At 56.0% G+C, this 14,379-nt stretch carries 19 protein-coding genes and 2 tRNA genes; 9 read left to right on the forward strand and 12 right to left on the reverse strand.

Translation table 11 applies throughout. From position 1 onward, the window contains the following. Nucleotides 1–8: 8 nt before the first annotated feature. Entirely contained in the window at nucleotides 9–296 is a 288-nt protein-coding gene (locus tag AC1P02_RS22335; protein ID WP_485185538.1) for a hypothetical protein, read from the reverse strand. After that, complete coding sequence (locus AC1P02_RS22340; RefSeq protein ID WP_485185540.1) at nucleotides 293–535, reverse strand: hypothetical protein; 243 nt, start codon at nucleotides 533–535, stop codon at nucleotides 293–295. The genes AC1P02_RS22335 and AC1P02_RS22340 overlap by 4 nt, the downstream gene beginning before the upstream one ends. Before the next feature lie 382 nt (nucleotides 536–917). On the opposite strand from AC1P02_RS22340, the gene AC1P02_RS22345 reads away from it, so the two are divergent. After that, nucleotides 918–2,036, forward strand: coding sequence for a tyrosine-type recombinase/integrase (locus AC1P02_RS22345; protein WP_485185542.1), 1,119 nt, complete (start codon nucleotides 918–920; stop codon nucleotides 2,034–2,036). A 47-nt stretch (nucleotides 2,037–2,083) separates the two neighbouring features. On the opposite strand, the gene AC1P02_RS22350 is transcribed toward AC1P02_RS22345, so the two are convergent. From AC1P02_RS22350 to AC1P02_RS22390, 9 genes are all read right to left on the reverse strand, one after another. After that, nucleotides 2,084–3,001: a hypothetical protein gene (locus tag AC1P02_RS22350; RefSeq protein ID WP_485185544.1), complete on the reverse strand. Its 918-nt coding sequence runs from the start codon at nucleotides 2,999–3,001 to the stop codon at nucleotides 2,084–2,086. A 167-nt stretch (nucleotides 3,002–3,168) separates the two neighbouring features. After that, entirely contained in the window at nucleotides 3,169–3,846 is a 678-nt protein-coding gene (locus AC1P02_RS22355; RefSeq protein WP_485185546.1) for a hypothetical protein, read from the reverse strand. A gap of 133 nt (nucleotides 3,847–3,979) precedes the next feature. Further along, a complete protein-coding gene (locus tag AC1P02_RS22360; RefSeq protein WP_485185547.1) occupies nucleotides 3,980–4,348 on the reverse strand; it encodes a hypothetical protein in 369 nt (122 codons plus the stop codon). Between the two features lie 174 nt (nucleotides 4,349–4,522). After that, nucleotides 4,523–4,825 (reverse strand): hypothetical protein, encoded by a 303-nt coding sequence (locus tag AC1P02_RS22365; protein WP_485185549.1) that lies wholly within the window; start codon nucleotides 4,823–4,825, stop codon nucleotides 4,523–4,525. A gap of 4 nt (nucleotides 4,826–4,829) precedes the next feature. Beyond that, nucleotides 4,830–6,419 (reverse strand): PAAR domain-containing protein, encoded by a 1,590-nt coding sequence (locus tag AC1P02_RS22370; RefSeq protein ID WP_485185551.1) that lies wholly within the window; start codon nucleotides 6,417–6,419, stop codon nucleotides 4,830–4,832. A 192-nt stretch (nucleotides 6,420–6,611) separates the two neighbouring features. Continuing rightward, nucleotides 6,612–7,253, reverse strand: coding sequence for a hypothetical protein (locus AC1P02_RS22375; protein WP_485185553.1), 642 nt, complete (start codon nucleotides 7,251–7,253; stop codon nucleotides 6,612–6,614). A gap of 43 nt (nucleotides 7,254–7,296) precedes the next feature. Continuing rightward, nucleotides 7,297–7,692 (reverse strand): hypothetical protein, encoded by a 396-nt coding sequence (locus tag AC1P02_RS22380; RefSeq protein ID WP_485185555.1) that lies wholly within the window; start codon nucleotides 7,690–7,692, stop codon nucleotides 7,297–7,299. Nucleotides 7,693–7,781: 89 nt separating this feature from the next. Next, nucleotides 7,782–8,204 (reverse strand): hypothetical protein, encoded by a 423-nt coding sequence (locus AC1P02_RS22385; protein ID WP_485185556.1) that lies wholly within the window; start codon nucleotides 8,202–8,204, stop codon nucleotides 7,782–7,784. Between the two features lie 214 nt (nucleotides 8,205–8,418). Then, nucleotides 8,419–8,757, reverse strand: coding sequence for a hypothetical protein (locus tag AC1P02_RS22390; RefSeq protein WP_485185558.1), 339 nt, complete (start codon nucleotides 8,755–8,757; stop codon nucleotides 8,419–8,421). 371 nt (nucleotides 8,758–9,128) lie between these two features. Between AC1P02_RS22390 and AC1P02_RS22395 the strand changes: the two genes are divergently transcribed. Further along, nucleotides 9,129–10,229 carry a hypothetical protein gene (locus tag AC1P02_RS22395; protein WP_485185560.1) on the forward strand — a complete coding sequence of 367 codons (1,101 nt, stop codon included), beginning with the start codon at nucleotides 9,129–9,131 and terminating at the stop codon, nucleotides 10,227–10,229. Nucleotides 10,230–10,554: 325 nt separating this feature from the next. Here AC1P02_RS22395 and AC1P02_RS22400 read toward each other — a convergent pair whose 3' ends face one another. Further along, nucleotides 10,555–10,776: a hypothetical protein gene (locus AC1P02_RS22400; RefSeq protein ID WP_485185562.1), complete on the reverse strand. Its 222-nt coding sequence runs from the start codon at nucleotides 10,774–10,776 to the stop codon at nucleotides 10,555–10,557. 67 nt (nucleotides 10,777–10,843) lie between these two features. Here AC1P02_RS22400 and AC1P02_RS22405 point away from each other — a divergent pair, with 67 nt between their 5' ends. The 7 genes from AC1P02_RS22405 (at nucleotide 10,844) to AC1P02_RS22435 (ending at nucleotide 14,357) form a co-directional block, all read left to right on the forward strand. Beyond that, a complete protein-coding gene (locus AC1P02_RS22405) occupies nucleotides 10,844–11,302 on the forward strand; it encodes a hypothetical protein (protein ID WP_485185564.1) in 459 nt (152 codons plus the stop codon). Beyond that, entirely contained in the window at nucleotides 11,299–11,739 is a 441-nt protein-coding gene (locus AC1P02_RS22410) for a hypothetical protein (protein ID WP_485185566.1), read from the forward strand. The genes AC1P02_RS22405 and AC1P02_RS22410 overlap by 4 nt, the downstream gene beginning before the upstream one ends. A gap of 8 nt (nucleotides 11,740–11,747) precedes the next feature. Then, the gene (locus tag AC1P02_RS22415) at nucleotides 11,748–12,434 is read left to right on the forward strand and encodes a hypothetical protein (protein WP_485185568.1); all 687 of its coding nucleotides are present in this window, start codon (nucleotides 11,748–11,750) and stop codon (nucleotides 12,432–12,434) included. A 169-nt stretch (nucleotides 12,435–12,603) separates the two neighbouring features. Next, on the forward strand, nucleotides 12,604–13,257 hold the full coding sequence (locus tag AC1P02_RS22420) for a Ref family recombination enhancement nuclease (protein WP_485185570.1): 654 nt from the start codon (nucleotides 12,604–12,606) through the stop codon (nucleotides 13,255–13,257). Between the two features lie 89 nt (nucleotides 13,258–13,346). Continuing rightward, a tRNA-Gly gene (locus tag AC1P02_RS22425) sits at nucleotides 13,347–13,420 on the forward strand. 621 nt (nucleotides 13,421–14,041) lie between these two features. Continuing rightward, nucleotides 14,042–14,115 (forward strand) — tRNA-Thr (locus AC1P02_RS22430). Between the two features lie 17 nt (nucleotides 14,116–14,132). Further along, the gene (locus AC1P02_RS22435; RefSeq protein WP_485185572.1) at nucleotides 14,133–14,357 is read left to right on the forward strand and encodes a hypothetical protein; all 225 of its coding nucleotides are present in this window, start codon (nucleotides 14,133–14,135) and stop codon (nucleotides 14,355–14,357) included. Nucleotides 14,358–14,379 lie beyond the last annotated feature (22 nt).

A 14,379-nucleotide genomic window follows, 5' to 3' on the forward strand; every position in this document is an offset into this window, starting at 1 on the left:
TCGCGATCTCACTTGAGTCGCAGGGCTAGATCGAGAATGAAGAGATAGATTACCGTGGCGATGGATATGGCGGCCCAGATAGGCAAAGCTGTCATGATACCAGGAGATAAGGCGATGATTGCTGCAGCACTGGTGGCAGTAACACCGGTAGCCTGGTAAGTCGCCGCGAACAGACCGACACCAGCGATCACCAATGCGACAGCGACAGGCGGCAAGCCGGCCACCAGCAGCCCCGTGCCTACCAGGCCGCCTGATGAAGTCCACCCAAGTAGTCTGAAAAATGAAATTCTGGTCATTCATCTACCCCCATATACTCCGCAACCGCTTCGATAAAGAGGGGCTGTATCCGGCGTATCTCTTCCTTGGTGGTATCCAATGGAAGTGTAAGAAGGTAGGCCATCCACACATCAATCGGCAAATATGTATCGCAAGCGTCAATCAGGTTGTCAATATCCACCGGAAGCGCGAAAGGCGGCGCCTCGCTGAGGTTATTAGCGCCGGGAGTGCTGTTGTAATTAGCCAGTTCGCCAAACATCGTCTATCCCCTGTATCAAATTCAGCCCCGGATAATATCACAAGAAACGGACAACAAAAGCGCATTTGGTGCCCGCTTTATACAATGCTCTTATTGATGAATAATTAATAAAATTCATTGAAACCGCGCCGAATACAATGCTTCGCCCCGGCCTATTTTGGCGGTTCTCAATTGTCCCCATTACAAGAAAGTCTATTGCAGGATCTGACAGTTGCTCTCGAGATTGAATTGATCAATGTCTGATCAGTCGCGCAACAAGTGAGGCTGATGGGTCGCTTTGAATCCGTTGTTATTAATGTCTGATAATTACAGTTATTCGACATTAAGGCCGATTTATGGGGTATAATTCCAATCGACTCCAGAAGCCCAAACGGAACAACAAATGCACGATCTGACCCTTTTCGGCGGCAATTCCTCCTTTCTTCCTGCTGCCCCCATTTCTGGTATAGATTTTGACGCCATGAACCCCTCCGACCTGGCCGAGCTGATCCGCCTGGCTCGGATTCGGGGGCTGGACATCGACACGGCTCCCGAGGTGCGGGAAACCATGGCTCGGTTTGTGAATGACTTTATGGCCACCAGCGGCCGCTATTCCAAAAACACCCTCCGCCGGCTGACCTGTTCTTGGGGGATGTTCGTCAGGTGGTGTGATGAAAATTCCCTTAACTCGGTGCCGGCGAAAACAGAAACAGTGAATCGTTATCTCTCACATAGGGCGGTGACCGTTCATCGTAATTCACTTGCCTCTGATCGGTGGGCCATTGGCCGGATGCACAAGGCCGCCGGCTGCCCTGATCCGTCAGGTGATCCTAGGGTGAGTGATACCCTGGCGGCCATCGTTAGGCAGAAAGTGGCCGACGAGGAAGAGATCGAACAGGCGAGCCCGATGCGGGAGTGTTACCTGGATCAGCTTGTGGATCTCTGGCGTGGTAGCCAGCAAGTCATCGAGCGCCGGGATCTCGCGCTGCTGACCTTGGCCTATGAGACATTGCTCCGGGCCGTCGAGGTGAGCCGGATCAAGATGAAGCACCTTGCCATTCAGCCGGACGGCGCCGGCGTCCTGACTGTACCGATCACGAAGACGAACCACAGCGGGGAACCGGACAAGATAGCCCTATCCCGCCAGGCGGTATCCCTGATCATGGAGTACCTGCAGCTGGCCGGCCGGGAGTATGACCACAAGAGTGAGGCGGCCCTGTTCGGCGGGTTCGGCCGCCACCAGACCGCCCTCAAGCGCGGTGCCCCTTTGAGCGTCAAGACGATAGAGCGGATCTTTGCCAAGGCTCATGGGGCCCTGGGGCTATCCGTTATGGGGTTGGCGGTATGGACGGGTCACAGCGCTCGAGTTGGTGCGGCTCAGGATATGGCAGCGTCCGGGTGCACTATCTTGCAGATCATGCAGGCCGGCCGTTGGGGTAGTGAGGCGATGGTGCTGCGCTACTGCCGCGATATCCTCGCCAGTGAGGGGGCGATGGCTGTTCGCCGGGCTGGCAGGGTATAAAAGCCACCACCAGGAGACAGGAAGGGCGCCAAACTGGCGCCCTTCGGTTAGAAATGGTAACTGTGTAGCTTGCGCTGCTTGATCCTGCTCATAATCTTCTCGGCATTCTCTGGCTTAGAACGCCTCATTTTCCCGGGGCTTTCAAGATGTAGAGATTTGCAGCCACCATGCAACCTATACGTGGCAAGCGTCTGGCGGGTGAGCAACGACTTTAGGGCCGTCCAATGCCTGGTTTGACGCATATAGACAGGTATGCTCGGATCAATCCATCCTGCCATCCCGGCTATCTTCTCTATGGCTTTGTTGATAGAGATGATTGTGTGGCGTGGTTCGCGAGGGATAAACCCAATCACTCCTAAGTCATCAAACTCAGGCGTCTTCCAGATTGCATCATGATGGCCCACGCGATTACGAATATCTCGGACTCTGTTTAGAAGCGCTACAACCTGATTCTTAAAGTCAGGATCGCCAAATGTGAACCCTGGAGACTGCGGGGCGTGTGGTATTGCCCCAGATAGAATGTCTTCCTGTAAAGTCGGGTGTTTCTTACGGTGAGCACGGTAATCAAGGCTTGCGATGATTTTTTCCCAGAAACCGAACGATAGCGCTGCGACCACATCATCAGGTGTTGGTGTAGTTTTCTTGTTCACTATGTCGAGAATGTTTTTCTGGCTACCAGGGCTCATGTTGTGATGTGCGCGCATTAAAGGGTGTGGGTGGTTCGGAATCGGGTTATGGCGCCGCATCATCCAGTCGAAAGAGTCGAATTGCCCTTGGCTGTAGTGCATGGAGAGCGAGCGATGCAGCGCATTACGAAGGGTTACTTCAAAGTCGCCGAGAATGGGCAGAAGGCCGGCTGCAACGGCTTGTGTCCAGACGTAGCATCCCAACAGATCAGTTTCGTTTTTCGAATGAAAAAATTGCTCAACTGCGTTCAATCGCAGCTGATTTAAGTGACTCTTCATAAAAGACCTTGTTAACAATCATCGATGCACCTATACTGCCCGCATAGACACAGGGTTTTCTGGAAACGGACATACCTTGTAAATTGAGGCCAAAGCCCGCTACACGCGGGCTTTGTCCTATGTGGAATTCAGCTGAATGATAAAGGGTGCCATTATGGTGCCCTTTTTCAATTCAGCGGCGGGGTGAATACCCCGTTTTTTATTAGGGTGTTCCAAATCGTCTTCATTGCTTGGCCTGTCTCCTGGGTGACGAACAGGGATGACCTGCTGCCGGCCGGGGAGCCCATAAGGTAGTCCTTCATATCTTCCCAAGTCTCCGGGCACTGTGCGGTTGACCAGTGAGGGAGCTCCTTTAGCAGCATCTTGGGGATGGCTACAGAGGAGGGGATCGGCCTGCTTGGGTCTAGGCCGCAAAGCCACTCAAAGCGGATCAAAATCGGTGTGGCACTTAGGTTGTAGAGGGGGGTTTTTATTTCTTCTACCTCAAAGTACCCGTCAGGGTGGCTAAGGGTCGCGGCGGCGTCCAGAACCGTCTGGGTGGCGTGGCCATAAGGGCAGGTGATGATGGCACCTGCAAGATAGATCGTATGGTCAAGCCCGTGATAGCCGATGTCTTCACATGGTGTTGTACGTACCCAATCACGTATGCCCACGTGCTTGTTTGGCAGATCAACCATCGGGTGCCAAGCGGGGTATGAGTCCACCACAGGCCCGTATTCTTCGATCAGTTTGAGTACCAGCGCTCTGGCTTCCGCCCTCTGTGCCGGGGTTCCATCTGATGGAGTGAGGTAGCGGATAGCTCGTTCTGTTCCGCGCTGAAGCTCATCGTTCGCTCTAAATGCCATTTTACACACCCCTCGACTGACCATTAAATAAACCAATTGAGCATGAAATTACGGTCTTATGCGTAATAAGTCAATCTCATGCGTAAGTTTATTTTTTGGTGCAAGAGGAAGGGCGCCTATGTGGCGCCCTTGTTTACTCCATCCCCAGTAATCTCATTAGGGCCTCGCCGTTCTCACGGGCTTGCAGATCGGTTATGGCATAACCCCGAGTTGGTTGCTTGGCCACATCCAAGGCGCCGGCGAGCTTCTTGTGATCGCCTATGAGCGTGGGGCGATCCCAGGCTCCGCCATCGAGGCATCTAACCTCCCAGTGCCCGTTCTTGTTCCACTCCAGGTACGGCTGGCGCCACCACAGCATAAGTTCCTCTGCAGATCGGTGCTCGTTCGCCTTGTTCCTGGCTGGTGGATTGGTCGGGTTAACCGGTATCCCGTCTATGACGCCAGACAGCTCGGCCGGTTTAATGGCCAAGGCAGCCTCAAGGGTGATCGCAGTAAAGGGCATTGTGGCGCCTCCTTGTTGGTATGTGGCTCATCATTGCAGCTGGACGGCCTGGCGTCACTGGTATCCGTCCTATTCCGTGCTGTCCTTCTCGTTATTGCTGGTTGCACCATGGCTGGGTGCCTTGAAGGGGGTAAGTGTTGGTCGGCGCCGTGAGTGCGATAGTCCCGCGAGCTCTCATTTATCTACACCTACCGCCCCGCTTGGCTCATCCTCATTGGGCACTACTTCCCCATATTTGTTGAGAGTGATCTTTTCCCAGCGTTTCTCTGGAATCGTCAGTTTAAAGTCCGGGCTATCAACTATTGTGCCAGGTGGTGTGTAGTTGGGGTCTGGCTTGCCAAAAAGGACGCCAAGCCCATGCGCGGGCTCACTGATCACCTGTTTCTCTGGCGGTGTGCGTGGTTTTTTCTCCTCCTGGGCATCGCCACACGCGGCAAGCGTAAGGGAGAGGGCTATGGTGATCGCTATGCGCTTCATGGGGTTACTTCCCTGGTGATTGCTGGTAGACGCGACGAACCCGCCCTGGTGCGGGGGCGTTCACATACAGGAGGTTTACTACCGGGTTCCAGTTGTCAGAGCAGTGGACATACTCGGTCATCAGTAGCTTTCTTTGTTCCTCGGACAAGGAAATCTCAGCACCACCCTGCATATCAAGGTATTTGCTGTATAGGAATGCCAGTTCTCCCGGTACTGGTTCAGCAATAGGGTTAATGGGAACCCCACTTTCTTGTGCGATGTGCTGCATCAGGTGCCCGGAGAGCAGCTGCAGTTCTGGCTTAACCATTCTGGTCATTATCGCATTGGCAACATGCCCCACCATTGGGCTGTCGGTCTTGGAAACTACAGCAAACTTTTGAATCACCGGTTTGATCTGGCTGCGGTCTTTCACATACTCGATATAGTGCTCCCCCGCCTCTTGTAGCCGAGCATTGGCCGCTGCCTGAAATCGCTTATAGGCTACGTCGTCACCAAATTTCAGGACGGCATCATAGGGGCGCATGATCGGTGTCTTCTCCTCACCTGCGACATACCCGCCACCAATGTCACTATGGGTACCAAAGAGCTTTATCTCAGTGTGGTCTGGCCGCACTGAATTAAGGGCAAAGTTGTCACGATACTCGTTTTGGGCTGCCAGCTGGATAACCTTCTCCGCTGCCCAAGGGGCGATGTAGAGGCGAACTGCTCCGTTGTTGTCGTCGGTGGTGTTCGGGCCTATTGCTGCCACGGTATCGAAGAGGCCGACGAATGCGACGCGCACCTCGCGCCCCTGGTTGGATTCAAGGAGGATGTTCACGAAGTGTCGCGCTGCGGCAGCACCCCGGCTAAAGCCGAAAACATCCACCGCCACCGGGCCGGAGGGGAGGCCGGCGATCATGGCGCTGATCTTGGCCAGGCCTTCCTCTGACCTGGCTATGACGCCAGTTGCGCCGGTACCGAAAGCCATGTCGAGATTCGAGTCAGCCTTGCCGGCGTTGGTGCCGATCCCCTCGATGTAGATTGCTGATCCGGCATAGGCTTGGCGCAGCCTGGCAACGTTGGTGGGGCCGCCGTCGAATGAGGATCCGGTGCCTATCAGCTTCTCTATGGATTTGCATGCCGGGAGGCTTGCCTCTTCGCACTGCTCCCTGAGCTCGCTGTTGTTCCTGTTGTTCTGGGTGCCATCGAAGAAGATGCCGATCCGGTGTTCCGCGGGGTCAACCAACGGGACAAGAGGGGTCGCCGGCGAACTGGTAGGTGCTGGTGTTGGTGGTTCTGCCGGGGCGCTGGCTGCTTTAGCCCGGGGCCCTTTGTTGTCGCCAACAGTCGTCCCCTGGGCGGGGAGGATGGTGTTGCTCATTGGCGGGCAGCCGCAGGCCACATAATCGCCCTGCAGCGCTACTGGCCCGCCCGGGCCGATGATGGATCGCGGGCCGACGGCGACGATAGGGCCCTGTCCTACTTTACAAGCTGGGCAGGTCGCTATCATCCCGATATAGGTGGTCGGAGAACCCTCGCTGAGCCAGCTGCTGTCCCCGTCTTGGATCGCGCCGCCAGTGCTTGTGGGGTCGCCTTTCCTTGCCACATTTCTCATTGAATACCTCCGTGCTGGGAGGGCTAATGATACGTCAAATGAGGCCAACGATAGCTGAACAAGGTTGCATTATGAGCTTGGAACGTCTGTTTCCGGCGCACAACTGCCAGAAATGAGAAGGGCCGCCCTGGTGGGCGGCCGCTTGTGTCACTGGATTGGCATAGCGTTACCGATGGATAGCCCGGACAGGGGTCATGCCAGCCCCTTCTCGATGTCTATTTGCCGCTGGTGGGCCTTAGTCTTGCCGAGGCACTGCAGGGCTTCGATCTGCTTCTTGTGCGCTGCGGTGCTGGGGGCGAGCAGGAGGCCCACGATTCCATCCTCCACCCGGTAGTAGTATTCCCAGATCCGGTAGTCGTACAGGCGCACCACATCGCCTTCTGGGAGCATGAGAGGCTTGGTGATGGCAACTACTCCACCAAAGGCATCCAGTTCGGCCTGGGTCATCCCATGGCTCAGGGCGTAGTTTCTGACTGCTACCTGGCCGGCTGGGATCTTGGCGTCCATTTCGGCCTTGATAGCGGCACACCCGGCCAGGATCACCCGGAAGTAATCGGGGCGGCTTCTAAACCACCTGGTCAGCTGGTCGGTGCGCGACTCGCCGATCATGGCGGCGCACCAGTTCAGCCCGGGGAGGCCTGCGGCTTTGGCCGCTTGAGCCGCTGTCATTGGCTGGGGCAGGGTGTAGGCCTGCAGGTGACGGCGAACCGCCCCCTGGTCGTTCATGTCGATCCCGGCGTCTGCCAGGCTCTTGGCCTTGTCAAAGCTCAGGCCTTGCTGCTGGGCCAGGTAGACTGTCTGCAGGTATTCGGGGGATTGTGTGGAGTGCTGCATCTGACGCTCTTGTTTCTCTACATTAGCTAGGACTGATATTGGTTCAATGAACCTTGGATGCACCCGCCTGCGGTATCCCACCACTGAGCTCTATCTCAGCTGTCTTAATCATTTCGTTGATATGGAGTAGTGCCTGCTCTATTGCTTGCAGGAATGGGGTCAGCCTTGGCTGTTCAGCCATGTGAGACAACTGTTCAAGGGCCTTCTGCCCCTCTTCCTTTGTGAACCTGAAAGCTCGATGTATTGGCACTAACCCAGGCTGGGTTTCCCGCGAATCCTTGAAGTCATACGCAAAGTTATGAAGGGTGTGATGGCACAGGAAGAAAAGGTGCTGCTCATCTGGCAACTTGGTCATTTCTATAACCGCTTCCTTGTCGGCCTTTAGGGACTTAATTGCCAGTGAAATCCTGGTCATTTTTTCGGTGTATTGGTTATCCATATGGGCTCTCCTAGTGGGTATTTGTTATAGCTGTTGGATATTCATAGGCCACCCCATGGGCTTCTCCAGCCCATGGGGTGTAGTAGCCATCATTCATCCTGTTTCGCCCTGGCTTGTTCGGCCAAGAATGTCTTTGCTGATACCTCCTGGGAGTCCAGCACCTCCAGGCTGGTGGTGATGGCCTCGCGGATGTGCATCAGCACCAACTCTTGCCCAATGCGAATGCTGCGCTGAACGTCCAGCACCTTCTGGCCATGTTCCTCGGAGTAAAGAGGCGCATCTGCCAAGTGGCAATGCCGGCTTTCATACTCCGCTTGGCCGTCGCCGAGCTGGCGAATGGTGATCAGCTTGTAGGTGGCCATGGCGCGAGGGGTGCAGACAACCCATTGCTCACCGACCAGGGCGGAGGCGGTCAGGATGTCCCAGCGCTCCAGGCGCTCTGTCAGCTTGGCGCGGCTTGTGGTGATGGATTCGAGTAGCTGTTCTGCTGCTGCTTCCATTTCCGCTTTCATGTCTGCGTTCATTCTGTTGCTCCGGTACTTTGGCGGCCAGGCCGGCCCCTTTGATGGAGCAAATCTAACACCATATGAGTCACAATCAAATATAAAAAACACAATATGAGTTATTTTTATTGTTTTGTGGTTGTTTTGGTTATTAATGCGGCACATGAATAAGGCGAAAAGGGCCACCCGTAGGCAGCCCTTTATCAGCTTGTGCTGGTGGCCTTTAGTAGCTGGGCTGCCTCCACCATTTGAACAGATACCCGGCAGCAATCAGCACCAGGGCCAGCGTGTTCTGGCCACCCTCGCTACCAAGCCACATCCCCTGGTACTTGTGGGCCAGGATTGCGGCAAGAGCCCATGGGATGCCACCTACCGCAATGGGCCAGCAGGATTCTACTTGGTGCAAGAACGCCATCAAGATGACAGCGCCGACCCAAATCCCAAGATGTGGCAGGGCCTCAATGGCCACCGGAATGGGCACATTCAACCCCTGTGAAATCATCAGTACCGCAGCCCCCACAATAACTATGGGAAAAGCCGCACCGTCATTACCCCTACTCATATAAATATCCTCGCATCCATCTGACATTTAAAGGTTTTTACTGCGGCGCCTGGGAACGCCACACCGAACAATCTACCTCATATGGAGCTTTCTGTGTTGGCTTTTGTGCGAGGGAGTAGGTTGTTTTCTGTAGGGCGGGCACTGCTCCGCCTTGGGGTATTACGCTGCGCGTTGGGCTGCTTGCTGCTGGGTCAGCTTCTCATCCCAGGTGATCCCCACCTTGATGACTGCGGCCGGGTTGCCGGCGGCGATAGACTCCAGCCCCTTTGCGGTTACAAGGGTGTGCTTTCGTGTTCCCTTAACGTGCTTTAATTTCCTAGTTCTGGGATGATCGCCACTAGAAAGATCTGGCCAGAAGGAATTACTGATAAATGAAGTCGACAGACTACGCCCACGCCCTGAACACTCAGCTCACCTACTTGTTCGCCTATGCGCGGACGATCAACGAGATCGACACAGCAGCCTCTCTGTCAGGCGAGTTCCGCGGTATGCAGGACGCAGGCTGGTCAACGGTCCAGACGGCTTACGAGGTGTTCGAAGAGTTGAAGTCGTTAGGAAATAAGGGAGCTCCCCTAACCAAACCAGAACTACGCCAAATGCTCTGCCTTTATGCTCAGCTTGCCGAGGCAGGTGGAGTGTACGAAGGCCTGCTCAACACCATGCGCGTCGTGCAGTTGAAGGTCTACAACTCTTGGCCTTTTCAAAACCTCGTCCGAGTACGCCAAGAGCCTCGTGCCGTCATCGGCCCCAACGCCAATGCTATGTTTCGATGCCTAGCGAAGGTTGCAAAGGAAATAGGCATGACAGGCCTGGCTCGCCTGTTCGAAATTTCTTTCCGAGACGATATCCGCAATGGCATGGCTCACGCCGATTACATCCTGGACCCGGAGGGTCTGCGACTGCGGCGGCGTAACGGTGGTCTGCCGGTCGTCGTCTCATTTCAGCAGTTGGTGGACAGTTTGCAGATCGCCACATTCTTCTTCGAACTGTTACAAGGCTTTCAACAAGCGACCATGGAAACTTTCCGCTCCCCGAAGACGATTATTGGCCGGTTTAGCGCGAACCCACCGATGCCCTGGACGATTGAGCTGACTGAGGGCGGGGCCCTCAGCATATCCAGCAGCTCCCCCGGTCTACAGGTGGACGCTGCATATGAACGTCAGAAGCTGATAAACGATAGATTGGGAGGCCGAGTGGTGGCCGCTTATATTTCCCCTGGAACCGACGTCCCGCCTCAGCTTCTTACCGAGATCGAGGAGGTGGGCTTCGACGTACTCGTGATCGAGATGGAGACGACCAACCAATACGAGGAGCTTGTCTCCGAAGTCAATGCGTATGGTCTTTGGGATCCAGCACCTAATCCCGATGGCGTCACCGTGCTCATGGTCATGCCTTCTGGCTTCCGCTGGATTGCAACGAGTGCTGACTTCCGAGCATGGCTTCCTGCTTGTATGCCGCTGGTAGTCACCTGACATCCGCTCACCACTGACCTCTATCAGCGCTTTGTAATACTGTTCTTCCCCCAGACTCGGGGTGAGGGCCGCGCCGCCGGTTTGTCGTTGGGCTGTTCGGCAGACTGCCTGACTGACTGCGCATAGCGCTTTCTTATGTTAAATGCGAATCGCCAGCCCTGGCACCACAAGGGCTGGCGGCATTCCCCCCAGCTTGTTACACCACTTACCCACCGATTCTGTGGATACTTTTAACGGCCACAATATATATTGCGCGCTATCAAAAACTATCGACGGAACAATGACATCTGTTAGGATGTAAACATCCTAACAAGTTCGGGTAATATTAATGATCTGCAGAGGTACCGCTCGCGGGTATCAGCTCCAGCTGGTCGCAAGGGTCGATGAAGGTGAGCCAGCGGTCATTGTTCGGGTCAACCTCGATAACCCGCTGGTGGCCAGTGTGGCGGCCTCCTTCCCTACCAAGACGATGGAGGCCGCCAAGCGGTTTGTGGCCAATGCAGATCAGGCAGTGTTTGAACGGGCCATCGAGCAAATGGCTCCCCATTTAGAAACAGTAACCCTATTCACCTCTCAGATGAATAAGGGGATAGAAGCGAAGAAGGAAGCACCCAATGACTACTCCAAGCACCGACGCATACAACCTTGGCACCACTGCCCCTAGCGGCCCTGCCCGGTTCCCAGCGTCCCTGGCGGCCAAGATGATCCGCAACAAGGTGAATTGCACCGCCATGAAGGTTGTTGTGCTGGTGGCCACCAGCGATAAGGCGCTGCGTGAGAGCGTGGAAAGCCACATGCAGACCATGCCGGATATGACAGCCCGCCAAGTTGCCGGCAGCACGGCAGCAGTGCACCAAGGCGTTGTTGATAGCCGGCACGGCCGGTATAGCTGCCTGTCCATCTTGGCCGACAAGCAGGACGATCTCGCATTCGCCGCGCTCCGGTTCGCCGTCCCAGGCGAGCCTATCCAGGTGATCGCCGTGCATGAGGGCGACCTATCCACCAGCTCACACTATCACACCCTGCTCAAGGGCATATCTACCCCCTCCCTGCAGCTGGAAGCCTCGCTATGAGCATCCCATCCCCCATGCTGCGGGTACTCGTCTCCATGATGGAGGCCTCAGAGGGCATCTATGCCTCCGTGACCTACTGCCCGGACACTGACACCTATTCAGGCGTGAGCGCCTGCCCAGGTGTGACCAAGCTCGAACGGCGCGGGATCATCGAAGTGATCGATGTCGTGCCTGGGGCGCTCGGTGACAACCTGCAGATCCGGCTTAACGAGCGCCCCGACTTTCTCGCCGGGTTCGCTGCCGGCGCCCTTGGCCACCGCAACGGCCAGGATCTCTATTACGCCGACTACTCGAGTAATCCGTTCGCGTTTACTTGCGGCTGGCAACACGCCAAGGCCCGTAGTAAGCGCAGCAACATCCCTTACAGCGAGGCCCGGGGCATTGTCTGCCACGGCTTCCCCTGTGAGGACACCAACGAAATCCACAAGCAACAATGAGAAGCACCATGACCGACCAGCAAGAGCAAATCGAACAGCACGTAGCCGCAGAGCTGCAAGCAGAACAGGCCGAGGAAGAGCAGCAGGCCCCGGCCCGCTCTCAGGCGGAAATGCTGCGTGACGCCATGGCTGGCAACTTCGTTAACCACTGCGTCAATGGCCGTGTGGCCGAGTGCCAAGAGCACCAGACAGATCCGCGCATTGTCGGCGGCGTTGATGCCATAGCGTCTGTCCTTGCCCAGGTGATCAATCTGGCGGGTGAGGAAGGGGTTGAACAGCAGTTCGGCGCAGTGATGGATGGACTTGGCCTGATCACTGTTAACGGGGCGCCGGTACTCCAGCTGATCGTCAGTAGCGTAATCGCCAAGGCCGCCGAGAAAGATACAGCGTTCGCCATGCTGGGTGAGCTGCAAGGGGTAGCCATGAAGGTGATGATGAACAGCGCAATGAACCAGGTGTATTCCGCCTGCGCTCAGAAGGTGGCCGAGGGCGCCGCCGGCGCACCAGATCCGATGAGGCCGTTTTCCGTGCCTGCAGCTGGCGATGACCAGAACAAAGATCTGCCCGAGTCGTTCAAGCAAGACGTAGAAGTAGCGCGTCAGGAAGTCGAGAAGGGCTTGGTGCAGCCGTATAAGCGCCGTACCACACCACCCCGCACCCAAGCGAAGCCGAAGGCCCACCGCCGTCGCAAGTAAGCGCCCATCAAAAAGCCCCTCCGAAGAGGGGCTGTTTAAAGGTTGTAACCGGAGCAAACGGCGACAACCGGTAGGGGATTGCTCCCCTACAGAAGCGAAGGGTTTCCCCTAAGCCGAAGCAGGAGAATCGTAAATCATGGCCTTAGCCTATGCAAAGAATTTTGCCCAAATGAAGGCCAAACAGGCCGAGAAGCGTAAAAAACAAGCTGAGCAGCGGGCGGAACCGGCATACCGAGCCGCCCAGGCAGAGAAAGAGAGAGCCGCCCAGGAGCGCCGTATTGCCAAGGTCAAGGCTCAGCGGGCCGATCCTGAATACCAGCGGGAACAGGCTGAGAAACGCCGTGCAGCCCAGGAGCGCAGCATAGAGAAGAAGCGCCAGAAGGCCCTGAACCCCAAGGCTGACCAGCCGGCCAAGGTCGCCAAGCCTAAGCCAGTTCGCCAGGTGGCTAAGCCCAGCAGCAAAGGGATGAAGGGCCGAACACCGACTGCCGACGAGCGCCGGGTGATGGATGCCATAGGGGCGCTGCCCTGTGTGTGCTGCTACATGCGGGGGCGCACCAATCACGAGATCTCGCTCCACCATACCGATGGCCGAGTAAAGCCGGACGCCCACAAGAAGGTTCTACCCCTGTGCGCAGCGCACCATGACACACCGGCAGAGCCAGAGGTGCGAGCCAAGTACCCTGACCTGATTCCCTTCCATGCCAAGGGCTCATTCGGCGGGCCTGGCGCCTGGCGGGCCGAGTTTGGGCAACCGTCCGAAGTGCTGGCCTACTGCTACGATCTGGCCGGTATTGCTCCTCAACTTCTCCTCCCTCCTTGAACATCCTAACAACTTGGGGTAACGTCTATTACGGTTAGCTCGCTGTTAACTCCCCGGTCTGGTTTCGCCATTGTCCAGGCCGGGGCACCGCGTCACTCGTCTAGCGGTAAGACCTCAGCCTTCCAAGCTGATGACAGGGGTTCGAGCCCCCTGTGACGCTCCAAATCGCACTGCACTCCCACGTTGGAGCATAACCACCAGCCTCCTTGTGAAATCAGCAGATAGCCGACCGGGTGAATAGCCTGGAGAAGGGTTGAGGGGGCTGGTGGCTATGGTTGCAGCAAGCGATAGCACTACTGCCAGGGATTGCCCTGGCCTCCGTGGCATGGTCGGCGTAGGCGAACGGGTAACGTTATTGATTGCGAACCCAACGAAACCATGAATGCCGGGTTATAGACAGACACCTAACGACAAGATCCCCCCCTTTCTTGGGCAGCGATAAGGGGGCAACCGCATGAGGGTTGGGAACAGCCTTCATACGGTTGTGGAAATGCTACTAAGCGTAAGCCGTATTCAGTGACAAATATCCCTCTCTGGGGTGTTCAGCTCGTGTCGTTTGATCACATGGGTGGAGGCTGGTCACTGGCCTAACCACCACCGGGAGGCACCCGGGCCATAACCTCCTGCTCTGGCGGAGTAAAATGCCAGAACGCAACTAAATGTGCTCTGGAGTGCGCAGTAAGAGCCAACTGGTGAAAAGAGACCTGTATGGGCTACCAGTATCCGCTCAATTGTGGTGGAATGCGCGGCTTATTATTCCGGGGTCGCATCCGGATACCAACCTGCCTGTATAGCTCAGTAGGTAGAGCAACTGACTTGTAATGTAGGTCGCCCGTTCGATTCGGGCTGCAGGCACCACTCGCATTGAGGTAAGAATGAGCGAATCCGCAACCCAGAACGAACAGCATTTTGAGAAAGCAAAGCTGCCGCTTTGGGCGTCAATTATTACAGCCATGATCATTCTCGGTGAGGCATGGCGAGACAATCTCATCGAGATCTTCAAATCAGATCGCTTTGGCCTCCTTGAGGTTGCCAGAGTGATTGGAGTCCCCGTATTTCCTATTGGGATTGTGTTGGGCTTACCCCTCGAACCTCGATAGTAAAACGATCCCTTCTCGTTTA

The organism is Aeromonas sp. TS_SC_11, from assembly GCF_057318915.1.